Origin of the sequence: Streptomyces sp. A1136 (assembly GCF_004795055.1) — a bacterium.
GTDB lineage: Bacteria > Actinomycetota > Actinomycetes > Streptomycetales > Streptomycetaceae > Streptomyces.
Genome location: NZ_SSBJ01000007.1, coordinates 126,310 through 149,805 on the forward strand (window position 1 = coordinate 126,310; position 23,496 = coordinate 149,805).

The 23,496-nt window shown below is 72.1% G+C and carries 18 protein-coding genes; 5 read left to right on the forward strand and 13 right to left on the reverse strand.

Going from position 1 to position 23,496, the window contains the following annotated elements:
- Positions 1-473: 473 nt before the first annotated feature.
- Positions 474-1,433 (reverse strand): GlxA family transcriptional regulator, encoded by a 960-nt coding sequence (locus tag E6R62_RS09165; protein ID WP_136212827.1) that lies wholly within the window; start codon positions 1,431-1,433, stop codon positions 474-476.
- Between the two features lie 103 nt (positions 1,434-1,536).
- On the opposite strand from E6R62_RS09165, the gene E6R62_RS09170 reads away from it, so the two are divergent.
- Positions 1,537-3,174: an ABC-F family ATP-binding cassette domain-containing protein gene (locus E6R62_RS09170; protein WP_136212828.1), complete on the forward strand. Its 1,638-nt coding sequence runs from the start codon at positions 1,537-1,539 to the stop codon at positions 3,172-3,174.
- Positions 3,175-3,204: 30 nt separating this feature from the next.
- On the opposite strand, the gene E6R62_RS09175 is transcribed toward E6R62_RS09170, so the two are convergent.
- The 5 genes from E6R62_RS09175 to E6R62_RS09195 all read right to left on the reverse strand — a co-directional run bounded on the left by E6R62_RS09175 (position 3,205) and on the right by E6R62_RS09195 (position 9,358).
- Positions 3,205-3,978, reverse strand: a complete 774-nt coding sequence (locus tag E6R62_RS09175) for an SDR family oxidoreductase (protein ID WP_136212829.1) — start codon at positions 3,976-3,978, stop codon at positions 3,205-3,207.
- Between the two features lie 38 nt (positions 3,979-4,016).
- Positions 4,017-5,210 (reverse strand): MAB_1171c family putative transporter, encoded by a 1,194-nt coding sequence (locus E6R62_RS09180; RefSeq protein WP_136212830.1) that lies wholly within the window; start codon positions 5,208-5,210, stop codon positions 4,017-4,019.
- Positions 5,200-5,664 (reverse strand): hypothetical protein, encoded by a 465-nt coding sequence (locus tag E6R62_RS09185; RefSeq protein ID WP_136212831.1) that lies wholly within the window; start codon positions 5,662-5,664, stop codon positions 5,200-5,202. The genes E6R62_RS09180 and E6R62_RS09185 overlap by 11 nt, the downstream gene beginning before the upstream one ends.
- A gap of 284 nt (positions 5,665-5,948) precedes the next feature.
- The gene (locus E6R62_RS09190; RefSeq protein ID WP_136212832.1) at positions 5,949-8,399 is read right to left on the reverse strand and encodes a Tex family protein; all 2,451 of its coding nucleotides are present in this window, start codon (positions 8,397-8,399) and stop codon (positions 5,949-5,951) included.
- Positions 8,400-8,494: 95 nt separating this feature from the next.
- Positions 8,495-9,358, reverse strand: a complete 864-nt coding sequence (locus tag E6R62_RS09195; protein WP_136212833.1) for a hypothetical protein — start codon at positions 9,356-9,358, stop codon at positions 8,495-8,497.
- A gap of 294 nt (positions 9,359-9,652) precedes the next feature.
- On the opposite strand from E6R62_RS09195, the gene E6R62_RS09200 reads away from it, so the two are divergent.
- Complete coding sequence (locus tag E6R62_RS09200) at positions 9,653-11,176, forward strand: M1 family metallopeptidase (protein WP_136212834.1); 1,524 nt, start codon at positions 9,653-9,655, stop codon at positions 11,174-11,176.
- Between the two features lie 89 nt (positions 11,177-11,265).
- On the opposite strand, the gene E6R62_RS09205 is transcribed toward E6R62_RS09200, so the two are convergent.
- On the reverse strand, positions 11,266-12,153 hold the full coding sequence (locus E6R62_RS09205) for an oxygenase MpaB family protein (protein WP_136212835.1): 888 nt from the start codon (positions 12,151-12,153) through the stop codon (positions 11,266-11,268).
- Positions 12,154-12,281: 128 nt separating this feature from the next.
- Here E6R62_RS09205 and sph point away from each other — a divergent pair, with 128 nt between their 5' ends.
- A complete protein-coding gene (sph, locus tag E6R62_RS09210; protein ID WP_136212836.1) occupies positions 12,282-13,271 on the forward strand; it encodes a sphingomyelin phosphodiesterase in 990 nt (329 codons plus the stop codon).
- 45 nt (positions 13,272-13,316) lie between these two features.
- Here the strand turns inward: sph and E6R62_RS09215 are convergent, their stop codons facing one another.
- The gene (locus E6R62_RS09215) at positions 13,317-15,134 is read right to left on the reverse strand and encodes a long-chain fatty acid--CoA ligase (RefSeq protein WP_136212837.1); all 1,818 of its coding nucleotides are present in this window, start codon (positions 15,132-15,134) and stop codon (positions 13,317-13,319) included.
- Between the two features lie 85 nt (positions 15,135-15,219).
- On the opposite strand from E6R62_RS09215, the gene E6R62_RS09220 reads away from it, so the two are divergent.
- Positions 15,220-15,945, forward strand: coding sequence for a MerR family transcriptional regulator (locus E6R62_RS09220; protein ID WP_136212838.1), 726 nt, complete (start codon positions 15,220-15,222; stop codon positions 15,943-15,945).
- 10 nt (positions 15,946-15,955) lie between these two features.
- Positions 15,956-16,615 (forward strand): 1,4-alpha-glucan branching protein, encoded by a 660-nt coding sequence (locus E6R62_RS09225; protein ID WP_136212839.1) that lies wholly within the window; start codon positions 15,956-15,958, stop codon positions 16,613-16,615.
- A 44-nt stretch (positions 16,616-16,659) separates the two neighbouring features.
- Here E6R62_RS09225 and E6R62_RS09230 read toward each other — a convergent pair whose 3' ends face one another.
- The 5 genes from E6R62_RS09230 to E6R62_RS09250 are packed head-to-tail and all read right to left on the reverse strand — an operon-like array spanning position 16,660 to position 23,421.
- Positions 16,660-18,831, reverse strand: a complete 2,172-nt coding sequence (locus tag E6R62_RS09230) for a 3-hydroxyacyl-CoA dehydrogenase NAD-binding domain-containing protein (protein WP_136212840.1) — start codon at positions 18,829-18,831, stop codon at positions 16,660-16,662.
- Positions 18,832-18,875: 44 nt separating this feature from the next.
- Positions 18,876-20,090, reverse strand: a complete 1,215-nt coding sequence (locus E6R62_RS09235) for an acetyl-CoA C-acetyltransferase (RefSeq protein WP_136212841.1) — start codon at positions 20,088-20,090, stop codon at positions 18,876-18,878.
- A 23-nt stretch (positions 20,091-20,113) separates the two neighbouring features.
- Positions 20,114-21,256 carry an acyl-CoA dehydrogenase family protein gene (locus E6R62_RS09240; RefSeq protein ID WP_136212842.1) on the reverse strand — a complete coding sequence of 381 codons (1,143 nt, stop codon included), beginning with the start codon at positions 21,254-21,256 and terminating at the stop codon, positions 20,114-20,116.
- Between the two features lie 9 nt (positions 21,257-21,265).
- The gene (locus E6R62_RS09245) at positions 21,266-22,291 is read right to left on the reverse strand and encodes an LLM class F420-dependent oxidoreductase (protein WP_136212843.1); all 1,026 of its coding nucleotides are present in this window, start codon (positions 22,289-22,291) and stop codon (positions 21,266-21,268) included.
- Entirely contained in the window at positions 22,291-23,421 is a 1,131-nt protein-coding gene (locus E6R62_RS09250; protein WP_136212844.1) for a CaiB/BaiF CoA-transferase family protein, read from the reverse strand. Before E6R62_RS09250 ends, E6R62_RS09245 begins: the two co-directional genes overlap by 1 nt.
- Between the last annotated feature and the right edge of the window lie 75 nt (positions 23,422-23,496).

Sequence of the window (23,496 nt, forward strand, 5' to 3'; positions counted from 1 at the left end):
TGCTCGGTGCTCGGTGCTCGGTGCTCGGTGCTCGGTGCTCGGCCAAAGCCTGCTGGTCGGGCCGGGCCCGGGGTGGCCGACTCGCCCGTGGGCCGGGCGGCGCCGGCCCGGCAGCCCCGACGCTCCACCCGGCAACCCGGCGCCCCGCAGCCGGAGCGGCATGGGGCGCAGCCCGGTCGACGGGCGCAGCCCCCTGGGCGGGCACAGCCCCCTGGGCGGGCACAGCCCCGTCGGCGAGCGCAGCCCCGTGAGCGGGCACAGCCCCGTCGGCGAGCGCAGCCCCGTGAGCGGGCACAGCCCCGTCGGCGAGCGCAGCCCCCTGGGCGGGCACAGCCCCGTCGACGGGCGCAGCCCCCTGGGCGGGCACAGCCCCGCACCGCCCGGTAAGCGGGCGGCGCAGCGGTCGGGTGGGGCGAGGGCTCCGGGCGGAGCCCCGGCGCGGCCAGGGCTCCGGTGGTCCGGCGCGTCCGGGGTCAGGGGTCGCCGAAACGGCGGCGGTATTCGGACGGGGGTTGGCCCAGGGTGCGCAGGAAGGCGCGGCGGAGGGCCTCCGGGGTGCGGTAACCGGACGCGCGGGCGATCCGGGCCACGCCCTCGCCGCCCTCCTCCAGCAGCCGCCGCGCGTGCTCCACCCGTACCCGCTCGACGTACCGCCCCGGTGTCACCCCGGTCTCCGCCCGGAACGCCCGGGCGAAGTGGCGCGGCGACAGCGCGGCCCGGGCCGCGAGCGCCTCCACGCCCAGGTCCTCCCCCGGGTGCTCGGTGATCCACTGCTGCACGTCCCGCAGCGGTTCCCGCCGCGCCGTCTGCGCCGCGAGCTGCGCGCTGAACTGCGCCTGGTTCCCCGGCCTGCGCAGGAACACCACCAGGTGCCGGGCGATCAGCGACGCCACGTCCCGGCCGACGTCCTCCTCCACCAGCGCCAGCGCGAGGTCGATCCCGGCCGTCACCCCGGCCGAGGTCGCCACCCGCCCGTCCCGCACGTAGATCGGGTCGGGGTCGACCGTGACGGCCGGGTACTTCCGCGCCATCCGTTCACAGGCGTCCCAGCGCGTCGTGACGCGGTGGCCGTCCAACAGCCCCGCCTCCGCCAGCAGCAGTCCGCCCGTGCACACGGACACCACCCGATCCGCGCGCCCCCCGTACGCGCGGAGCCAGTCGGTGAGCCTCGGTTCGAAATCGCCCCGGTACCGACCGCCGGGCACGAGCAGGGTCGTGCCCGGTCCGGGCCGCGCGCTCTCCAGGTCCCCGTCGGGGACGAGGGTCAGCCCGCTGGTGGTGCGCACGGGCACACCCCCCGGGGAGACCGTCGTGATCCGGTACCCCTCGTGCTCCGGGAACCGGCCGACGCCGGCGAACACCTCCACCGGGCCGGTCACGTCCAGGCTCTGCACCCCGTCGTAGACGAGGACGAGCACGCTTCGCGATGACATGCGTCCATCCTGTGACGCCGCCGTGATGGCCGCAATGACGTACTTCCCACCTATCCGGCCACCGTCCGGGCCCCGTGGTCCGCGCGGATAGGATCGACGGACCATGACTGCCACTCTCGTCGCCAAGAACCTCACCGCCGCGCACGGTGAGCGCACGCTGTTCGCCGATCTCGACATCGTCGTCGCACCCGGCGACGTCATCGGACTCGTCGGCGTCAACGGCGCCGGGAAGTCCACCCTGCTGCGCCTCCTGGCCGGGCTGGACGCCCCCGAGACCGGTGAACTGCGGCTCTCGCCGCCCGGCGCCGCGGTCGGGCACCTTCCGCAGGAGCCCGAGCGCCGGCCCGGTGAGTCGGTGCGCGCCTTCCTGGCCCGTCGCACCGGGGTGGCGGCCGCGCAGGCCGCGCTCGACGAGGCCACGCAGGGCCTGGTGGACGGCACCGCCGGCGCCGACGACGCCTACGGCGAGGCTCTCGACCGCTGGCTGAACCTGGGCGGCGCGGACCTGGACGAGCGGGCCCAGGAGGTCGCCGACGACCTCGGTCTGTCCGTGGGCCTCGACCTTCCGATGACGGCCCTCTCGGGCGGTCAGGCGGCCCGCGCCGGCCTCGCCTCCCTCCTACTTTCCCGCTACGACGTGTTCCTGCTCGACGAGCCGACCAACGACCTCGACCTCGACGGTCTGGAGCGGCTGGAGCGGTTCGTCAAGGGGCTGCGCGCGGGCACCGTCGTCATCAGCCACGACCGCGAGTTCCTGGCGCGCACCGTGACCAAGGTCCTCGAACTCGACCTGGCGCAGCAGGAGATCAACCTCTACGGCGGTGGCTACGAGGCGTACCTGGAGGAGCGCGAGCGGGCCCGGGCACACGCCCGCGAGGAGTACGACGAGTACGCGGACAAGCGTTCGGCGCTCGAAGGCCGGGCCGCGATGCAGCGCGGGTGGATGGACAAGGGCGTCAAGAACGCCCGGCGCAAGGCCACCGACAACGACAAGATCGGCAAGAAGTTCCGCAGCGAGGCGAGCGAGAAGCAGGCCGCGAAGGCCCGCCAGACGCAACGCGCCATCGAGCGGCTCGACGTGGTCGACGAGCCCCGCAAGGAGTGGGAGCTGCGGATGGAGATCGCGGCGGCTCCCCGCTCGGGCTCGGTGGTGGCCACGCTGCGCGATGCATCCGTCACCCGGGGCGATTTCCACTTCGGCCCGGTCGGCCTGCAGATCGACTGGGCGGACCGGGTCGCGATCACCGGGGCCAACGGGGCCGGGAAGTCCACCCTGTTGGCCGTGCTCCTGGGCCGTCTCACCCCCGACTCCGGTGCGGCGACCCTCGGTTCGGGCGTGCTGGTCGGCGAGGTGGACCAGGCGCGCGGGTTGTTCCTCGGCGACGAGCCGCTGCTGGAAGCGTTCTGCGCGGCCGTCCCGGACACCGAACCCGCGGAAGTACGTACGCTGCTGGCCAAGTTCGGCCTCAAGGCCGCGCACGTGCTCCGCCCGGCGGCCACCCTCTCGCCCGGCGAGCGCACCCGCGCGGCCTTGGCGCTGCTCCAGGGCCGGGGGGTCAACCTGCTGGTGCTGGACGAGCCCACCAACCACCTCGACCTGCCGGCGATCGAGCAGTTGGAGTCGGCACTGGACGCGTACGAGGGCACCTTGTTGTTGGTCACCCACGACCGTCGGATGCTCGACGCCGTGCACGTGACCCGCCGTCTGGAAGTCGCGGACGGCAAGGTCACCGAGCTCTGAGCCGTACGTCCCGACAGGCCGCCGAACCCCCTACGGGATCTCGGGCGCCCGCCGGGTCCGGGCCATCCGGCGGGCCACGAAGTCGCGCGGGAGGTGGCGGGCCGTGAGGGCGTACGCCTGGTAGCGGCGGCTGGTGATGCTGAGCGGGCGGCGTCGGGCGAGGTCCTTCAGGGCCTTGGCCACCACCGCTTCCGGCTCCAGCCACACCGCGTCGCGCAAGGCGCTGACGTCCGTCCCGGCCCGCTGCTGGAACTCGGTGCGGGTGAAGCCGGGTACCACCGCCAGCGCGCGCACCCCGTACGGCTCCATGTCGATCCGCACGGATTCGGTGAACGCGGTGACCCAGGCCTTGGCGGCCCCGTACGTGCCGGTCGGCAGCAGACCGGCCACCGACGAGACGTTGAGCACCGCACCCCGGCGGCGTTCGCGCAGGCCGGGCAGTACCGCGTGCGTCAGCCGCAGCGGGACCTTGACCAGCAGATCGAGCATCCGCTCCTCGTCGTCGACCGGGTTGTACGGGAAGGGCGCGGGCAGTCCGAAACCCGCGTTGTTGACCAGGATGTCGACGGGCCGCGCCCGGTCGGCGAGCCGTCCGGCGACCTTCTCGCACTCCGCGGGGTCGAGCAGGTCCGCGGGCAGCACCTCGACGGACACCCCCCGTCCGCCGCGGAGTTCGTCGGCGAGGGCGGCGAGTCGCTTCTCGTCACGGGCGACGATCACGAGGTCACAGCCCTTGGCGGCCAGGCCCCGGGCGAAGGCCGCGCCGAGGCCGGCGCTGGCCCCGGTGATCAAGGCGGTGGTCACGAGGTGGTCACTCCTTCATGGTGCGGGCGGGCGGCGGTTCACACGGGCCGCGGGGTGAACGCGGTGGTGGCGGGCGACGCGTACGCCTCCGCGACGTGCACCAGGAAGCGGGCCTCCTCGTCCAGGTCTCCGCCTTCGGCGGAGCCGTGGAGCGCGGCGGGCAGCTCCAGGGCGGAGGCCTCCCCCGCCTGCTGCCCGGGCAGCCCGGCCAGTTTGGCCTGCCGGGCCTCCTTGAGCAGGCAGGCCAACGCGGCGGCGGACCGCCGTTGTTCGGGCACCCCGCTTCCGGCCACATGGCCGCGCGCCAGCTCCGCGAGGCCCGGGGCGACGTACTCGCCCAGGATCAAGATGGCGTCCCGGGTCTCGATGACCTTGCGGTACACCAGCAGGTTGCGCGGCAGGGGCGGCCACAGCAGTTCGACGAGCCGCCCGGCACGGGGCTTCGACAGGACGACGTGCGGTACGGCCTGCACCAGGTCGCGCCACAGCGGCCACAGCCGCCACGCGGTGGCGATGTCGGTCGTCGTACGGCGCAGCGTGAAAAGGGTCGGGACGACGATCGCCGCCGCCCGCAGCAGCCCGTGCAGGTTCATCATCAGCGGCAGGGCGGGCATGGCCCAGGTGCTGCCGAACAGGGCCTTGAGCAGGTAGACGAACCAGAACACGCCGGCGAGGGCCGTGCCGAGGCCGAACAGCCGCAGCCCGAAGGCAAGTCCCCGGCTCTCGGTGCGCCGGCTGTAGCGCGCGCAGACGTACACGCAGGTGGTGTTGGCGACGAGGTGCGCCGAGATCAGCACCAGCCAGTACGCGAGCGAGGGCACCGGATCGCCGACGGGCGGGATGGTGTGCGTCCCGTGGTCGGGCGCCAGGGCGTCCAGCGCGATCAGGGTGGTCAGCCAGAGCACCGTGCCGGTCCAGGCGGCCAGTTGGAGCCGGCGGCCCCGGGTGGCGGCGGCCACGAAGTAGAGCACGGCGCCCGCCGAGAGGACGCCGATGAGGTTGCGGACCAGGCCGATCGCGTGCGCCCAGCCGGCGTCGCGGCCGGTCGCGTAGGCGACGACGTCGGGCAGGTTCAGGGTCATCGCGGCCGCGGCGGTCGCGACGGCGAGCCACAGGCCGCGCTGCTGCGGGGAACGCAGGGCCCCGGGCGCCCGCAGCAGGACCGCGATCCACAGGCACACCACGCTGGGGACGGCGAGCCAGTCGCCGAACGCGGTCAGGTCAGCCGCCATCGTGCGCGCCCCGTCCGTACCCCATGGCGGACTCCAGCCGGGCGAGGGCGCCGCGCGGCGCGGTCCGAGGCTGCGCGCCGGTGCCGGCGGTCCGCATGCGGATCATGCTCGCGAGCATCTCCGCCTCCTGCTCCTGACGGGTGGTGTAGTTGGTGCGCCCCAGGACGACGGGGGCCTTGCCGTCGGTCTCCTCGCCCTCCAGCGAGTGGTGGCCGAACAGGATGTGGCCGATCTCGTGGAGCACGATGTGCTCCCGGTGCAGGCGGGTGGTCTGGGCCTCGTAGAAGACGTAGTCGACACCTGCGGTGCCGACCCACAGTCCGCAGACGCCCGATTCGGCGGCTTCCTTGGGAAGCGGGTGGAGCCGGATGGGGCGTCCGCGTTGTTCGGCGATGTTCGTGCACAGGTGTTCGAGCGAGAACGGGTGGGTCAGGTCCAGATGGCCGAGAATCATCTCGCACCGTTTACGCAGGCTGAGATTCCGATAGGGCATGTGTTCCCTCTTCGGACCCTTTCTCGGGCAGCGTCGATAGGCGTGCGTGGGCATGGGTGAACATCCTGTGCCTTGAGGCGGCCTTCGGAGTGCGGGCCCGAAGGGGAATGCGGAAGCCCGTCCGCGTCAGGACGAACGGGCGTTCCACCCATGCCTACAGATCTTGTAAGGGAGTTGGCAAGGCGGTGCGCCCAGGTGGGGAACCTATTCGGCCAACCCGTACGTGATCACACGCACGCGCTCCGTCACCGCTTGCGGCGCTCCTCCTTGCCGGTGAGGCCGGCCCGGCGCAGGGCGTCCGCCATCGCGCTGTTGGCGGGTGCCGGGGCGTTGGCGCCGCTCTGGCCGCCGGCCCTGCCCTGGCCACCGCCGCTTCCGCCCTGGCCGCCCTGGCCGGCCCCGTCGCGTCGGCCGCCCTGGCCGCGCTGCTGCGGGGGCCGGCCGCCGCTCCGCCGTTCCTCGCGCTGCCTCGGGGCGCCGGAGGAACCGTCCTTCGTCGCCTCGTCGTCGATCCGCAGCGTCAGGGAGATCCGCTTGCGCGGGATGTCCACGTCCATGACCTTCACCCGGACGATGTCGCCGGGCTTGACCACGTCGCGCGGGTCCTTGACGAAGTTCTTGGACAGGGCCGAGACGTGTGCGAGGCCGTCCTGGTGGACGCCGATGTCGATGAAGGCGCCGAAGGCGGCCACGTTGGTGACCACCCCTTCGAGGATCATGCCGGGGGTGAGGTCGCCGATCTTCTCCACGCCCTCCTTGAAGGTGGCCGTCTTGAAGGCGGGGCGCGGGTCGCGGCCCGGCTTCTCCAGCTCACGCAGGATGTCGGTGACCGTCGGCAGGCCGAAGGCCTCCGTGACGAACTGCTCCGGGCGCAGGGAGCGCAGCACGCCGCTGTTGCCGATCAGGGCAGCCACCTCGCTGCCGACCGTCTTGGCCATGCCCCGCACGACGGGGTAGGCCTCGGGGTGCACGCTGGAGGCGTCCAGCGGGTCGTCCCCGCCGCGGATGCGCAGGAAGCCGGCGCACTGCTCGTACGCCTTGGGGCCCAGTCGGGCCACGTCCTTGAGCCCCTTGCGGCTGCGGAAGGGGCCGTTGGCGTCGCGGTGGGCCACGATGTTCTCGGCGAGCCCGCCGCTGATCCCCGACACTCGCGAGAGCAGCGGTGCGGAAGCGGTGTTGACGTCGACGCCGACGCCGTTCACGCAGTCCTCGACGACCGCGTCCAGCGACCGGGAGAGCTTCACCTCGGACAGGTCGTGCTGGTACTGGCCGACCCCGATGGACTTGGGGTCGATCTTCACCAACTCGGCGAGCGGGTCCTGGAGGCGGCGGGCGATGGAGACGGCGCCGCGCAACGAGACGTCCATGCCCGGAAGTTCCTGCGAGGCGAAGGCGGAGGCCGAGTACACCGAGGCGCCCGCCTCGGAGACCATCACCTTGGTCAAGGCGAGCTCCGGGTGGCGGGAGATGAGGTCGCCGGCGAGCTTGTCCGTCTCGCGGGACGCCGTGCCGTTGCCGATCGCGACGAGTTCCACCGCGTGTTCCCTCGCCAGCCGGGCCAGCTTGGCGATGGACTCGTCCCACTTGTTGGCGGGGACGTGGGGGTAGATCACGTCGGTGGCCACGACCTTGCCGGTGGCGTCGACGACGGCCACCTTCACACCGGTGCGGAAGCCGGGGTCCAGGCCGAGCGTGGCGCGGGTACCGGCGGGGGCGGCCAGGAGCAGGTCTCGGAGGTTGGCCGCGAAGACGCGGACGGCCTCGTCCTCGGCGGCCGCGCGCAACCTGGTCCGCAGGTCGATGCCCAGGTGCACCTGGATCTTCGTGCGCCAGGCCCAGCGGACGGTGTCGGCGAGCCACTTGTCGCCGGGACGGCTCTGCCCCGAGGGGGCCGTCACGCCGAAGCGGCGGGCGATCAGGCCCTCGTACGCGGAGGGGCCGGGCGCGGCCGTCTCCGCGCGCTCGTCCGGTTCGTCGGGCTGCAGTTCCAGGGAGAGCACCTCCTCCTTCTCGCCGCGGAGCATGGCGAGGACGCGGTGGGAGGGCAGCGCGGTGAAGGGCTCGGCGAAGTCGAAGTAGTCGGCGAACTTGGCGCCCGCCTCTTCCTTGCCCTCGCGCACCTTGGAGGCGAGCCGGCCGCGGCTCCACATCCGCTCGCGCAGTTCGCCGATCAGGTCGGCGTCCTCGGCGAACTTCTCGGTGAGGATGGCCCGGGCGCCCTCCAGGGCGGTCGCCGCGTCGGCGACGCCCTTGTCCGGGTCCACGAACGCGGCCGCGGCGGCGGTCGGTTCCACGGACGGGTCGGCCAGCAGGCCTTCCGCGAGCGGTTCGAGGCCCGCCTCGCGGGCGATCTGCGCCTTGGTGCGCCGCTTGGGCTTGAAGGGCAGGTAGATGTCCTCCAGGCGCGCCTTGGTGTCGGCCTCCCGGATGCGCGCCTCCAGCTCCGCGTCGAGCTTGCCCTGTTCGCGTACGGAGTCGAGGATCGCAGTGCGCCGGTCCTCCAGCTCGCGCAGGTAGCGCAGCCGCTCTTCCAGGGTGCGCAGCTGGGCGTCGTCGAGCATCTCGGTCGCTTCCTTGCGGTAGCGAGCGATGAACGGCACGGTGGAGCCGCCGTCGAGCAGCTCGACGGCGGCCTTGACCTGCCGTTCACGTACGCCGAGCTCCTCGGCGATCCTGCCTTCGATGGACATCGTCACTGTGCGGTCCTGCCTGCCTTCGTACGTGTGCGTGGGATGCGCGGAAGGCTGCCAATTGTGGCAGGTGGTGGTGACGGACGCCCGAAAGACCCGGCTCAGGCCTTGGCGAAGAGGCCCCGGGGGAAGGCCCCGGCGCCGATGGCCTTCGCGACGAGCGCGCCGCCGAGTTCCGCGAGGCGGGCCAGACCGTCCGCGCCGAGGTGCTCGTAGGGGGCGGCGTCGAGGCGGTCGGTGTCCGTCTCCAGGCGCTCCCGTACGGCGGCGCCTTCCTCGGTGAGCTCGCCGGCCTCGTCGAGGATGCCGCGCCGGCGGAGCCGTTCGGTGGCGGCGTCGAGGTCGGACTGCTCCCAGCCGCGGATCGACTTGATCCACTCGGGTGTCATGCCGCGGCCGGTGGCGGTGTGACTGAGCAGGGCCTCCACCGGGTCGAGGTCGGCGAGGAGGAGTGCGGCGAGGTGACCGTCGCCGCGGTGCTCGCGCAGCAGGGTGGTGGCGTGCCACAGCCGCAGGTGCGGCTCCTCGGGTACGGGCAGGTCGGCGTGGGCGGAGTAGAGGGTGCGGGCGTGGCGGGTGCACGCCTCGGTGGCGCGCATCGCGAGGTCCGCGGCCTCGGCGACCTCGGGCGAGGCGATGGTCTCTTCGCCGAGGAGGCGCCGCAGGGTGCTGTCGACGGCGCGCAGCCGGGCGGCGACCGCCTGCTCGGGCGTGGTGATCTCCCACACCGCGGGCAGGTGTTCGGCGATCAGGTCGTGGCGGTAGTTGTAGAACGCGGCGGTCACCGCACCCGCGCCGACGGCGCCCATGGCGGCGGACCGGGAGGCGAGGTTCACGGCGGCGCGGTGGGTGACGCCGAGGGCGGCGTACTCCTTGCCGAGGTCCGGCGAGAAGTAGACGGTGGCGTGCAGCGGGTTGATGGCTGCATGCCAACAGCGACGGGCGGCGCGCGGGGGAAGAGTCATACCGCGCAGATTAGCGACTGCTTAGTATGCGGACCAGACCGCGCTCGCGCCCATGTCATGTCCGGCCGGCGCATGGCGTCCCCGGGTCGCGCGGACCCGCCATATCCGGCCGAACTTCTGACCGCCCGGCGCCCGGACCCGGCTGTTCGCGGCGCTGCGCCGCGCCCTGTGACGGCCGAATGGCGATCATGTGACAGCAGGCGCCATGGACATGACGCGGGCCGTCACGCGTGAATACGGTCGCACCACGCATCCGCGAAACGGAACTGTCTCCCCTACCCCTTGGAGCTCTTCGTGCACCGCAAAGTCATCGCCCCGAGCGTGCTCGCCGCCTCCCTGCTGCTGGTGATCCCGGCATCGGCGGCCAGTGCCGTCCAGGGCGCCCCGGGCCTGGGCGACTCCTACTACCCGACCAGCGGCAACGGCGGATACGACGTCTCGCACTACGACCTGCGGCTGAAGTACGAGCCGAAGACGGACCTGCTGGAAGGCACCGCCACCCTTCTGACCACCGCCACGCAGGACCTGTCCCGCTTCAACCTGGACTTCGGCCTCAAGGTCAGCGAGGTCCGCGTCAACGGCGCCAAGGCGAAGTTCGCCACCTCCGGGGTGCACGAGTTGGAAGTGACCCCGGCCCAGACGCTGGAGAAGGGCAAGCAGGCCTCGGTCGTCGTCAAGTACGCGGGCAAGCCCTCCGAGTTCAAGGTGGACGGCTGGTCGGCCTGGCAGCGCACCCCGGACGGCGGCGTCGCGGCGCAGGAGCCCGACTCGGCCGTCTGGTGGTTCCCGAGCAACGACCACCCGCTCGACAAGGCCACCTTCGACATCTCGATCAACGTCCCCGACGGTACCCAGGCGATCAGCAACGGCGTTCTCCAGTCGCAGAGTTCGAAGCTCGGCTGGACCCGCTACAACTGGCGGTCCAACAAGCCGCAGGCCACCTACCTCGCCACCCTCGCCATCGGCAAGTTCGACATCACCACCGGCAAGACGGCGAGCGGGCTGCCGATCCTCAACGCGTACAGCAAGGACCTGGGCGACAACGCCGGCGCGGCGCGCGCGAGCGTGGAGCGGACCGGCGAGGTCGCGGAGTGGCTGGAGAGCGTCTTCGGTCCGTATCCCTTCAACGCGCTGGGCGGATACGTGCCGAACGTGCCGTCCGGCTTCGCCTTGGAGACCCAGAGCCGGCCGTTCTACAGTCCGCGCCAGTTCTCCAACGGCGCGAACGTGTCGGTGATCGTCCACGAGCTGGCGCACCAGTGGTACGGCGACAGCGTGTCCGTCGACAACTGGAAGGACATCTGGATCAACGAGGGGTTCGCGCGCTACAGCCAGTGGCTGTGGTCGGAGAAGGAGGGCGAGGGCACGGCGCAGGAACTCGCCGACTGGACGTACCGGTCGTACGCGACGGAGGACCCGTTCTGGCAGGTCAAGCCGGGTGACCCGGGTGCGGACAACCAGTTCCACGGCGCCGTCTACGACCGGGGCGCGATCGCCATCCAGGCGCTGCGCAACGAGGTCGGCGACGAGAAGTTCTTCACGATCCTCAAGGGTTGGCCGACGGAGCACGCCTACGGCAACGCCAAGGTCGGGGACTTCGTCCGGTACGCGGAGAAGGTCTCCGGCAAGCCGCTGGGCCAACTCTTCGAGACCTGGCTCTACACCCCGGGCAAGCCGGCCTTCGGCCCGCCGGCCGACGGCCGGTCCCCGGTCGCGCGCTCCTCGAAGGCCCCCGCCGCCGAGCCGGTGGAGCCGAAGTCCTGGAAGAAGATCGCCGAGACGAACTCGATCCACACGAACTCGATCCACGGGCACTGACGGCCTCTGCCCACGACCCGACGCCCGGCCGACGGCGGGTGCCCCGGCACTCGCCTCCCCACCGCCGGAGCCCCGCGCGCCGTCGCCCCTCAGCGGGCGGCGGCGCGCCGGCGTGCCCGCGCCGCGCGGGCGACGGGCAGGTAGCGCAGCCGCTCGGGCAGCAGCGGCACGAGAACCCGCACGACCGCGCTGAACCGCCGCAGCCGGCGCTCCTGGGCGGGGCTCCACTCCAATCCGATGGCCGCGCGCGCGTCGGGCGGCATGTAGCCGACCGTGACGAACGCCCGCAGCCGCAGGAACGCGGACCGCAGCACCGGCCAGGTGAGCCGCAGCAGCAGGCGCACCGGCGGGGACCCGCCCCCGGGGCGGGGCAGCGCCACATCGGTGGCGACCAGTTCGCGGGCGACCGCGGTGGGCTCGATCTCCTCGGCCAGCATCCGGCGGTAGTAGACCCAGTACTCCTCGATGGTCTGCGGCATGTCCCGGTCGTGGATGCCGAGGACCCGGCCGACCTGGAGCCATTCCCGGTACAGCTGCCGTTCCTGGGCGGGGGTGAAGCGGCGCAGCAGGTACCGGCCGGCGTACAGGTAGACCGGGAAGCCGGTGGCGTGCACCCAGGCGTAGCAGGTGGGGTCCAGGGAGTGGTAGCGGCGCCCTCGGGTGTCGGTGCCCTGGATCTCCTTGTGCAGGCGGCGTACCCGGCGGCCCTCCTCGGCCGCCTCCCGACCGCCGTAGACCCACAGCTGGACGGAGCGCAGCGAGCGCTCGCCGCGCCCCCAGGGGTCGGTGCGGAAGACGGAGTGCTCGTCGACGCCGGCGCCGATCGCGGGGTGGGCCACCTGCATGGTGAAGGCGGCGGGGAGCATCAGCAGGGCGCGGACGTCCCCGGCGATGGTCCACAGCACACCGCCGGGCGGGGGCGGCTCGGGCTCGCGGCGGTGGGCGAGCGGCCCGGCGGCGGGCTCCGTGTTGCTCATGGTCCAAGTATGCGAGTCCAGACGGCCGTGCTGCGGACAGAAAGTCGCCGCACGGGTGTTACCCAGAGGTAACCGCGGCTGCTTGGATGACGGCGTCGATCGTCCCCCGCAGGAATGACGGAGCCCCCATGACGCACAGTTCGAACCGCCGAGGACGCGCCGCCGCCACCGCCGTCGCGGCGCTCGCCGCCGCCGCGCTGACGCTCACCACCGCCCCGGCCGCCACGGCCGCGCAGAGCGCCGACGCTCCGCGCCTGCGCGTCCTGACGTACAACACGTTCCTGATGTCCACGAACCTCTACCCCAACTGGGGTCAGGGGTACCGGGCTTCGGCCATCCCCAAGGCGCCCTTCTTCCAGGGGCAGGACGTGGTGGTGCTCCAGGAGGCCTTCGACAACAGTGCCTCCGACGCCCTGAAGTCCAACGCCTCGGCCCAGTACCCCTACCAGACGCCGGTCGTCGGTCGCTCCAAGAGCGGCTGGGACGCCACGGGCGGCTCGTTCTCCTCCACCACCCCGGAGGACGGCGGGGTCACGGTCCTGAGCAAGTGGCCGATCCTCCGCAAGGAGCAGGTGATCTACAAGGACGCCTGCGGCTCGGACTGGTGGTCCAACAAGGGCTTCGCGTACGTGGTGCTGAACGTGAACGGCACCAAGGTGCACGTGGTCGGCACCCACGCCCAGTCCACCGACTCCGGCTGCGGCACGGGAGAGGCCGCGGACATGCGCGCCCGCCAGTTCCGCGCGATCGACGCCTTCCTGGACGCCAAGAACATCCCGGCCGACGAAGAGGTCATCGTGGCGGGTGACATGAACGTCGACTCGCGCAGCGCGGAGTACGGCTCCATGCTGGTCGACGCCGACCTGGCCGCCGCCGACTCCCGTACGGGGCACCCCTACTCCTTCGACACCGCACTCAACTCCATCGCGCACTACCGCTACCCGACGGACCCGCGCGAGGACCTGGACTACGTCCTCTACCGCAAGGGCAACGCCCGCCCCGCGGCCTGGGAGAACACGGTGGTCAAGGAGGAGAGCGCCCCCTGGACGGTCTCCGGTTGGGGCTCTTCCTACACGTACACCAACCTCTCGGACCACTACCCGCTGATCGGCCACTGACCCGGCGCGGGGACCCGCCCGATCGGCGGGCCCCCGCGCGGCGCGCTACGCCTCGTACAGTCCCTCGATCAGGTCCGCGTACTTCTCCCGGACGACCCTGCGGCGCAGTTTCAGGGACGGTGTGAGCTCGCCCGACCGCGGGCCCCACTCCTCGCTCAGCAGCCGGTACCTCTTGATCCGCTCGGTGCGGTTGAGCCGGGCGTTGGCGGCCTCCACCGCGCGGGCCACCTCCGCCCGGACCTCCGGGTGCCGGACCAGCTCGTCGGGCGAGGCGGCCTCGATGCCGCGGGCCGCCGCCCAGGCGGGGGCCACCTCCGGATCCAGGACGAGCAGGGCGACGAGATAGGAGCGGCCGTCGCCGTGGACGAGGGCCTGGCCGATCAGCGGGTGTTCCTTGACCGTGTTCTCCACCAGGGCGGGCGAGACGTTCTTGCCGTTCGAGGTGACGATCAGCTCCTTCTTGCGGTCGGTCAGCCAGAGGAAGCCGTCCTCGTCGAGCCGGCCGATGTCCCCGGTGGGGAACCAACCCCGCGCGTCGCTCGCGGACTCCACGGAGCCGTCGGGCCGCAGATAGCCGCCGAAGACGGTCGCGCCGCGGGTGAGGATCTCCCCGTCGCCGGCGATCGCGAGCTCGACACCCTCGATGGGACGGCCCACCGAACCCAGCCGGAAGCCGTCCGGGCTGTTGACCGTGCAGACCCCGGACGTCTCGGTCAGCCCCCAGGCGTCCATGATCGTGATGCCCCAGCCGGCCCAGAACCGCACCACGTCGATAGGCATCGGCGCGGTGGCACTGGCCGTCCAGACCAGCCGGTCCATCCCGGCCCGGCCCAGCAGCGGGTCCAGCACCCGCTCCTTGGCCCGGGCGTAGGAGGCTTCGAGGGGGGCCGGCACCGGCTCGCCGCGCTCCCGGTGCCCGGCCACGGCGCGGGCCACGTCGTTGGCCTGCTCGATGGCGGCCCGCTGCTCCTCGGGCAGCCCCGCGAGGACGGCCCGTACCGCCGCCGCCAGCTTCTCCCAGACCCGGGGCACGCCGAAGAACTGGACGGGGCGCAGCTCGCGGACGGCGTGCGCGACGGCGGCGGGGTCGGCGACGAGCCGCACGTGCGCGGCCCGCAGCAGCGGCAGGTAGATCCCGAGGATGCGCTCCGCGATGTGCGCGAAGGGCAGGTAGCAGATGTGCTCGGCGTGCTCGGGCAGGTCGGTGCGCCGGTCGAGGCGGACCGCCTGGAGCATGATGTTGCGGTGGGTGAGCCGTACGCCCTTGGGGTCGCCGGTGGTACCCGAGGTGTAGACGACGGTCAGCGGGTCCTCGGGCAGCGTCTCGCGCCAGGCCTTCTCGAAGGCCTCGGCGTGCCGCGGCGGGAGGTCGGCCGCGCGCAGGGAGCCGTAGGCGCGGTGCGGGCCGGCGTCGGCCTCCTCGACGACGACGAGGCGTTCCAGTGCCACACCGGGATCGTCCAGCAGCGGCTCCCACCGGGGGAGCTCGCCGGCGCCCTCGACGACGGCGAGCCGGGCCCTGCTGTGGCGGGCGATGTGGGCGACCTGCTCGGGGGCGGAGGTTCCGTACACGGTGACGGGGACGGCGCCGAGGTGGACGAGGGCGAGGTCGCTGAGCCAGTGCTCGGGGCGGTTGCCCATCATCAGCAGCACGTGTTCGCCGCGCTCGACGCCGAGGGCCGCGTAGCCGGAGGCGAGGGCGGCGACCTCCCGGCGCACCTCGCGCCAGCCCAGGGTCCTCCAGCCGGCGCCCTCGCGCCAGGAGAGCGCGGGCAGGTCCCCGTGCTCCAGGGCGTTGCGGGCGAGCAGGGCGGGGAGGGTGAGCTCCTCGGGCGGTGCGGGCAGGGGGAGTGTCGTGGTCATGGGCAGCTCCTGGCCGTTTCACATCGTTGGTGCGACAGCAATACTGTTGAACCCAAGCTGTGGAGCAGAGAGCGAGGCGCAGACGATGGCCGACCGGGCACCCGAGCCGACGCTCACCGTCGACGAACTGGCCGCCCGGGCGGGTGTCACCGTCCGCACCGTACGGTTCTACAGCACGCGCGGGCTTTTGCCCCCTCCCGTGATCGGCCCGCGCCGGGTGGGCCGTTACGGGCCCGAGCACCTCTCCCGCCTCGCGCTGATCGAGGAGTTGCAGCACCACGGCATGACGCTGTCGGCCATCGAGCGCTACCTGGACGCGCTGCCCGACGACCTCAGCGCGCACGACCTGGCGATCCACCGGGCCCTGGTGTCGTCCTGGGCCCCGGACTCGGCGCTGGAGTCCTCGCGGGAGGAGCTGGAGAAGCGGGCCGGGCGGGCGCTGAAGGAGGCCGACATCCGCCGGTTGACCGCGATGAACGTGGTCGCCGTCTCGGGGAACGGGTTCCGGGTGGACGTGGGCCTGCTGCGGCTGGGGGTGGCGCTGCTGGACGTGCCGATCGCGCACGAGACGATCCTGGCGGCCCGGCGGGTGTTGATCGAGCACACCCGGTCGGCGGCGCACGAACTGACGGCCCTGTTCAGGGACGAGGTGTGGGGACCGTTCACCGAGGGCGAGAGCGATCCGGAGCGGGTGGAGTCCATGAAGGCGCTGTCCGCACACATGCAACCCATGGTCGTACAGGCCTTGGTGACGGCCTTTCAGCGATCGCTGCGAGAGGAGCTGCGGGCGGCCTTCACCCCCGAGGAGTAGGTTCGTGGGCATGGCGATCATTCACAAGACCTCGATGACCCCCGGCAAACTGGAGCTGCTCGCCTCCTGGCTTCCGACGCAACCGTGGTACGCGTCCGCGGGACGCGCCGCCGAGCCGGTCCGCGCGGGCGGCTTCCGGCTCGACGACCCGGAGGGCGAGGTGGGCATGGAATTCATGGTGCTCACCGACGACTCTGGCGGGCGCCCGGTCGCGTACCACGTGCCGCTCACCTACCGCGGGTCGCCGCTGGAGGACGCCGAGGCGGCTCTCATCGGCACCTCGGAGCACGGCGTCCTAGGCCGGCGCTGGGTGTACGACGGCACCCGTGACCCGGTGCTCGTCGGGCAGTTGCTGTCGCTGCTCCAGGGGCGGACCGTCGCCCAGGCGCAGACCGAGTCGGACACACCGGACCCGTCGGTCACCACCGAGTTCGACGGCCGGTCCCTGTTGGTCCCGCTGCTCCCCCCGCTACGGCCGGAGGTCGCGCACACCGCGCGGGACTCGGAGATCGCCCTCGGCGACGGCTCGCGGCTCACCGTGGCGCGCGTGCTGCGCCCGCACGAGGCGACCGGTGTCCCGTCCGGCGCGATCGGCGGCGTCACGGCGGGCTGGACCGCCCCGGACGGCACCACTTCCCGGGCCCTGTTCGCCGCGCTCTACGCGGGCTGAGCGCACGGCTCCGGGGGCGCGGCCCCCGGAGCCGTACCCGGCGGTCAGTCCGCGTACGTCTCGCCGCGTTCCGCCTTGGCCACCAGGGAGGCGGGCGGGGTAAACCGCTCGCCGTACTGGGCGGCCAGCTCGCGGGCGCGGGCGACGAAGCCCGGCAGGCCGCCCCCGTAGCCGTTGATGTACTGGATCACGCCGCCCGTCCAGGCCGGGAAGCCGATTCCCATGATCGAGCCGATGTTGGCGTCGGCGATCGAGGTCAGCACGCCCTCGTCAAGGCAACGGACGGTGTCCAGCGCCTCGGAGAAGAGCATCCGCTCCTTCATGTCCTCGAAGGGGATCTCGGCGTCCGGCTTGGCGAAGTGCTCGCGCAGACCCGGCCAGATGCGGACGCGCTTGCCCGTCTCGTCGTACTCGTAGAACCCGGCGCCGCCGCTGCGGCCCGGGCGGTCGAAGTCGTCCACCATCCGGTCGATGACCGCGTCGGCTGGGTGCTCGGTCCACGGGCGGCCCTCGGCCTCGAAGGCCTTGCGGGTCTCGTTGCGGATCTTGCGCGGCAGGGTGAGCGTCAGCTCGTCCATCAAGGACAGCACCTTGGCCGGGTATCCGGCCTGCGCCGCGGCCTGTTCGATCGAGGCGGGCTCGATGCCCTCGCCGACCATGGCCACGCCCTCGTTGATGAACTGGCCGATGACCCGCGAGGTGAAGAAGCCGCGCGAGTCGTTGACCACGATCGGGGTCTTGTTGATCTGGCGGACCAGGTCGAAGGCGCGGGCGATGGCCTCGTCCCCGGTGCGCTCGCCCTTGATGATCTCCACCAGCGGCATCTTGTCGACGGGCGAGAAGAAGTGCAGACCGATGAAGTCGACCGGACGTGAGACGCCCTCCGCCAGCCCCGTGATGGGGAGCGTGGAGGTGTTGGAGCAGAGCAGGGCGTCGGGGGCGACGACGTCCTGGATCTCCTGGAACACCCTGTGCTTGAGGGCGGTGTCCTCGAACACGGCCTCGATGACGGCGTCACAGCCCGCCAGGTCGGCGGCGTCGGCGGTGGGCGTGATCCGGGCGAGCAGTTCGGCGCGCTTGGCCTCGGTGGTGCGGCCGCGCGAGAGGGCCTTGTCGAGCAGCTTCTCGGAGTACGCCTTGCCCTTCGCCGCCGCTTCGGGCGTGACGTCCTTGAGCACCACCTCGATGCCCGCGCGGGCGCAGGAGTAGGCGATGCCCGCGCCCATCATCCCGGCGCCGAGCACCGCGACCTTGCGCACCCGGCGGGGCTCGATCCCCTTGGGGCGGCTACGGCCGGCGTTGACGGCCTGGAGGTCGAAGAAGAACGCCTGGATCATGTTCTTGGCGGTCTGGCCCGTGACCAGCTCGGTGAAGTACCGGGCCTCGATGGTCAGCGCGGTCTCGAAGTCCACCTGGGAGCCCTCGACCGCGCAGGCCAGGATGTTGCGCGGCGCCGGGTAGGGGGCCCCGTTCAGCTGCTTCTTGAGGTTGGCGGGGAAGGCCGGCAGGTTCGCGGCGAAGCGCGGGGTGGACGGCGTGCCGCCCGGGATCTTGTAGCCGGGGACGTCCCACGGCTGCTTCGACTCGGGGTTGGCGTCGATGAAGGCGCGGGCCTTGGCCAGCATCTCCTCGGGCGTCGCCGCCAGTTCGTGGACCAGGCCGTTGTCCAGGGCGCGCCGCGGGTCGTACTGGGTGCCCTGGAGCAGGACCTTCAGCAGCGCGTCGGCGATGCCCATCAGGCGCACGGTACGGGTCACGCCGCCGCCGGCCGGGAGCAGGCCCAGCGTGACCTCCGGCAGGCCGATCTTGGAGCCGGGCACGTCGAGGGCGATCCGGTGGTGGGAGGCGAGGCAGATCTCGTAGCCGCCGCCGAGGGCCGCGCCGTTGATGGCGGCGACGACGGGCTTGCCCAGGGTCTCGATGCGGCGCAGCGAGCGCTTGATCGCGGTCCCGGTCTCGAAGGCGAGCGAGGCGTCCTCGGGACGCAGGCGGATCATGTCCTTGAGGTCGCCGCCGGCGAAGAAGGTCTTCTTGGCGGAGGTGTAGATGATGCCCCGGATCGAGTCCCGCTCCGCCTCCGCGCGGTCGGCGATCGCCGCGATGGAGTCCTTGAAGGCCTGGTTCATCGTGTTGGCGGACTGGTCGGGGTCGTCGAGGACGAGGGTGACGACGCCGGTCTCGTCCTGTTCCCAGCGGATCGTGGTGGACTCGCTCATGTTCGCTACTTCCGTGTCGGAGGGTTCGGTGGTCACAGGACGATTCAGAGACGCTCGACGACGGTCGCGACGCCCATGCCGCCGCCGACGCAGAGCGTGACGAGTCCGTAGCGCTTGTCCTGGCGCTCCAGCTCGTCGATGACGGTGCCGAGGATCATCGCGCCGGTGGCCCCGAGCGGGTGGCCGAGCGCGATGGCGCCGCCGTTGACGTTGACCTTGTCGAGGGAGAGTCCCATGTCCTTGACGAAGCGGAGCACGACGCCCGCGAACGCCTCGTTGATCTCGACCAGGTCGATGTCGTCGATGGTCAGACCGGCCTTGGCGAGGGCCTTGCGGGTGGCCGGGGCGGGGCCGGTGAGCATGATGGTGGGCTCGGAGCCGGAAACGGCCGCCGAGACGATCCGGGCGCGCGGCGTCAGGCCGTTCCGCTCCCCCGCCTCGCGAGAGCCGATGGCGACGAGCGAGGCCCCGTCGACGATACCGGAGGAGTTGCCCGCGTGGTGGACGTGGTCGATCTTCTCGATCCAGTGGTACTTCTGGAGCGCGACGGCGTCGAAACCGCCGAGGTCGCCGATGTCCGCGAAGGACGGCTTGAGCCTGGCGAGGGTGTCGGCGGTGGTGCCGGGGCGGATGAACTCGTCGTGGTCCAGGACCACCAGGCCGTTGCGGTCGGTGACGGGGACGACGGACTTCGCGAAGCGGCCGTCCTTGACGGCCGTCGCGGCGCGCTCCTGGGACAGGGCCGCGTACTCGTCGACGTCGCGCCGGGAGAATCCCTCGATCGTGGCGATCAGGTCGGCGCCGATGCCCTGCGGGACGAAGCCGGTGTCCCAGTTGGTCATCGGGTCGGCGAACCAGGCGCCGCCGTCGGAGGCCATCGGCACCCGTGACATGGACTCGACGCCGCCCGCGAGGACCAGGTCCTCCCAGCCGGAACGGACCTTGGCGGCGGCCAGGTTGACGGCTTCCAGGCCGGAGGCACAGAAGCGGTTCTCCTGGACCCCGGCCACCGTGTCCGGGAGGCCGGCGGCGATCGCCGCGATGCGGGCGATGTCGGAGCCCTGGTCGCCGACCGGGCCGACGACGCCGAGCACGATGTCGTCGATGGTGCCCGGGTCGAGGCCGGGGTTGCGCTCACGAAGGGCGTGGATGAGGCCGACGACCAGGTCGATCGGTTTGGTGCCGTGCAGGGCGCCGTTGGCCTTGCCGCGCCCGCGCGGCGTGCGGATCGCGTCGTATACGTACGCTTCGGTGCTCACTGGTCAAGCCTTTCGAGGGGAGGTTAGCCGAGCAGGGAACGACCGATGATCTCTTTCATGATCTCGGTCGTGCCGCCGTAGATGGTCTGGATGCGTCCGTCGGTGAAGGCCCGCGCGACCCGGTACTCGCTCATGTACCCGTAGCCGCCGTGCAGTTGCAGGCAGCGGTCCGCGACCCGCTTCTGGAGCTCGGTGGCCCACCACTTGGCCATCGAGGCGTGGACGTGGTCCAGTTCGCCGTTGGAGTGGTCCACGATGCAGCGGTCCAGGAACGCCCGGGTGACGGCGCACTCGGTGGCCATCTCCGCTATCTCGAACCGGATGTGCTGGAGCTTGGAGAGCGGGCGGCCGAAGGCCTCGCGCTCCTTGACGTACGCGGTCGTGATCTCCAGCAGGTGCTCGGCGGCGGCGATGCCGGCCATCGCGATGCCCATGCGCTCCTGGGCCAGGTTCGTCATGAGGTGGAGGAAGGCACCGTTGCGCTCGCCGAGCAGGTTCTCCTTGGGGACCCGTACGTCGTGAAAGAACAACTCGGCGGTGTCCTGGGCCTTCTGGCCGATCTTGTCCAGGTTGCGGCCGCGCTCGAAGCCCTCCGCGCCGCGCTCGACGACCAGCAGGGACAGGCCGTGCGCGCCACCCTCGGGGGTCGTCTTCGCCACCACGACGACCAGGTCGGCCAGGATGCCGTTGGAGATGAAGGTCTTGGAGCCGTTGAGCAGCCAGTGGTCGCCCCGGTCCTCGGCGCTCGTGCGGATGCCCTGGAGGTCCGAGCCGGCGCCGGGTTCGGTCATCGCGATCGCGGTGATGGTCTCACCGGAGCAGAACCCGGGCAGCCAGCGGCGCTTTTGCTCCTCGGTGGCCAGCGAGGTCAGGTAGGGCCCGATGATGTCGTTGTGCAGGCCGATCGCGAGGCCCGGCGCGCCCGCGCGGGTGAACTCCTCGGCGATCACGGCGGCGTAGCGGAAGTCTGTGTTCCCGCCGCCTCCGTACTCCTCGGGCACCGCGAGCCCCAGCAGGCCCTGCCGTCCGGCGGCCCGCCAGGCGTCGCGGCTGACGATGCCGTCCTTCTCCCACTGCTCGTAGTGCGGCAGCACCTCCTTGGCGAGGAAGGTGCGTACGGTCTCGCGGAACGCCTCGTGGTCGGCGTCGAAGATGCGGCGTTGCATCGGGGCTCCCTAAAGCCAGCTCTTGACGGTTTCGATCAGCCGGGCCGGCTGGGGTCCGACGGGCGTGACGTTGAGCATGGTGACGCCCGCCGCCCGGAACGCCTCGACGCGCTCGCGTACGTAGCCGGCGGGCCCGCACAGCGTCATCAGCTCGCAGAACTCGTCCGGTACCGCCGCCGCGGCGTCGCGCTTGCGGCCGGAGAGGTAGAGCTCCTGGATCTTCCGGGCCTCTTCCTCGTAGCCGTAGGCGACGGCGAGGTCGTTGTAGAAGTTCTTGCCGACCGCGCCCATGCCGCCGACGTACAAGGCGATCTGCGGGCGCGCGAGGTCCCGTACGGCCGCCGCGTCCTCGCCGATCGCGAGCAGGCCGCCCGCGACGACCTGGAGCGGGCCGAGTTCGGGGGCCCGGCGGTCGCCGCCCTCCGCGAGGGCGCGGCCCCACACGGCGTCCGCCTTCTCCGGGAGGAACAGGGTGGGCAGCCAACCGTCGGCGATCTCGGCGGTCATCGCCACGTTCGCCGGACCCAGGGAGGCCACGTAGACCGGGACGGCCGGACGCACCGGTCGGGTCAGCATCTTCAGCGGTTTGCCGTGCCGGCCGCCCTTGGCGGGCGGCAACGGCATGTCGGTGATGCCGTGGTGGTCGATGGTCTCGCGGCGCCAGATCCGGCGGCACAGCTCCACCGTCTCGCGGGTGCGGCCGACGGGCTTGTCGTACGGCCTGCCGTGCCAGCCCTCGACCACCTGCGGGCCGGACGCCCCGAGGCCGAGCATGGCCCGGCCGCCGGACACCGCGTCGAGGCCGGCGGCGGTCTGGGCGATCAGGGCGGGGGTGCGGGAGTACACGTTCAAGATGGCGGAGCCGATCCGCATGCGCTCGGTCCGGGCCGCCAGGTACCCCATGATCGTCGGGGAGTCGAAGCCCCAGGCCTCGGCGACCCACACCGCGTCGAGCCCGGCCGTCTCCAGCGCGGCCGCCTCGTCCGCGGCCCGGCGCGGATCGCCCGCGTAGTCGAGCATCATGGAGAGTTCCATCAGGCGTCCTTTCGGAGCAGGCCCGGTACGCCCCAGTCCCGCGCCACGGATTCCGTGTGCGCGCCCGGTCGCGCGGGGCCGCCGGTGATGACGGTCGGGGTGGCCGAGAAGCGGGGCGCGGGGGCCGGCTGGGTGATCCCGGCGAAGTCGGTGAAGGTGCCCCGGGCCGCGAGGTGGGGGTGGTGCGGCGCCTCGCCCAGGGAGAGCACGGGCGCCACGCAGGCATCGGAGCCCTCGAACACGGCCGTCCACTCGTCCCGGGTCCGGGACGCGAAGCGTGCGGCCACGGCCTCGCGCAGCTCGCCCCACCGGGCGAGGTCCTTGCGGGCCGGCGCCTGCTCCTCGATGCCGAGCAGTTCCACGAAGGTGTCGTAGAACTGCTGCTCCAGCGCTCCGACCGCCATGTAACCGCCGTCGGAGGTCTCGTAGGTGCCGTAGAAGGGGCAGCCGCCGTCGAGCAGATTGGCGCCGCGCCGGTCCTGCCAACCGCCGGCCGCCATCATGCCGTGGATCATGGCCGTGAGGTGGGCCGTCCCGTCGACGATCGCGGCGTCCACGACCTGTCCGCTGCCGCCGGGGGCGCCGGCGTGTCGCAGGGCCGCGAGGACGCCGATGACGAGGTAGAGCGATCCGCCCGCGTAGTCGCCGACCAGGTTGGCGGGAACGGCGGGCGGCTCGCCCGGGTTGCCGATCATGCCGAGGGCGCCGGTGACGGCGATGTACGCGATGTCGTGCCCGGCGGTGTGGGCGAGCGGGCCGTCCTGGCCCCAGCCGGTCATGCGGCCGTAGACGAGCTTCGGGTTGCGGGCGTGACAGTCGGCCGGACCGACGCCGAGCCGCTCGGCCACCCCCGGACGGAACCCCTCGATCAGCACGTCGGCCCGCCCGACGAGGTCCAGTACCCGGTCGGGACCATCGGGGGCCTTGAGGTCGATCAGCACCGAGCGCTTGTTGCGGTTGGTGAGGTCGTACGCCGGATCGACGGCGAGGCCGCCACCGCCGGGACGGTCCACGCGCACCACGTCCGCGCCGAGGTCGGCGAGGAGCATCGCCGCGAACGGGCCCGGGCCGATGCCGGCCAGTTCGACGACGCGTACCCCGGCGAGCGGGCCGGTACCGGACACTGCCATCGAGCCCCCAGCGTTTCCCCGTGTGAGGTGGGTGAAGTGTGTGACACAACTGATGTAACACCAGTGATGCTAGGA

Coding starts and splice junctions, on each gene's coding strand:
- E6R62_RS09220 (WP_136212838.1), top strand. CDS start 15,220: ATGGCCGACCGGGCACCCGAGCCGACGCTCACCGTCGACGAACTGGCC.
- E6R62_RS09250 (WP_136212844.1), bottom strand. CDS start 23,421: ATGGCAGTGTCCGGTACCGGCCCGCTCGCCGGGGTACGCGTCGTCGAA.
- sph (WP_136212836.1), top strand. CDS start 12,282: ATGACGCACAGTTCGAACCGCCGAGGACGCGCCGCCGCCACCGCCGTC.
- E6R62_RS09205 (WP_136212835.1), bottom strand. CDS start 12,153: ATGAGCAACACGGAGCCCGCCGCCGGGCCGCTCGCCCACCGCCGCGAG.
- E6R62_RS09225 (WP_136212839.1), top strand. CDS start 15,956: ATGGCGATCATTCACAAGACCTCGATGACCCCCGGCAAACTGGAGCTG.
- E6R62_RS09165 (WP_136212827.1), bottom strand. CDS start 1,433: ATGTCATCGCGAAGCGTGCTCGTCCTCGTCTACGACGGGGTGCAGAGC.
- E6R62_RS09230 (WP_136212840.1), bottom strand. CDS start 18,831: ATGAGCGAGTCCACCACGATCCGCTGGGAACAGGACGAGACCGGCGTC.
- E6R62_RS09215 (WP_136212837.1), bottom strand. CDS start 15,134: ATGACCACGACACTCCCCCTGCCCGCACCGCCCGAGGAGCTCACCCTC.
- E6R62_RS09240 (WP_136212842.1), bottom strand. CDS start 21,256: ATGCAACGCCGCATCTTCGACGCCGACCACGAGGCGTTCCGCGAGACC.
- E6R62_RS09195 (WP_136212833.1), bottom strand. CDS start 9,358: ATGACTCTTCCCCCGCGCGCCGCCCGTCGCTGTTGGCATGCAGCCATC.
- E6R62_RS09180 (WP_136212830.1), bottom strand. CDS start 5,210: ATGGCGGCTGACCTGACCGCGTTCGGCGACTGGCTCGCCGTCCCCAGC.
- E6R62_RS09170 (WP_136212828.1), top strand. CDS start 1,537: ATGACTGCCACTCTCGTCGCCAAGAACCTCACCGCCGCGCACGGTGAG.
- E6R62_RS09185 (WP_136212831.1), bottom strand. CDS start 5,664: ATGATTCTCGGCCATCTGGACCTGACCCACCCGTTCTCGCTCGAACAC.
- E6R62_RS09245 (WP_136212843.1), bottom strand. CDS start 22,291: ATGGAACTCTCCATGATGCTCGACTACGCGGGCGATCCGCGCCGGGCC.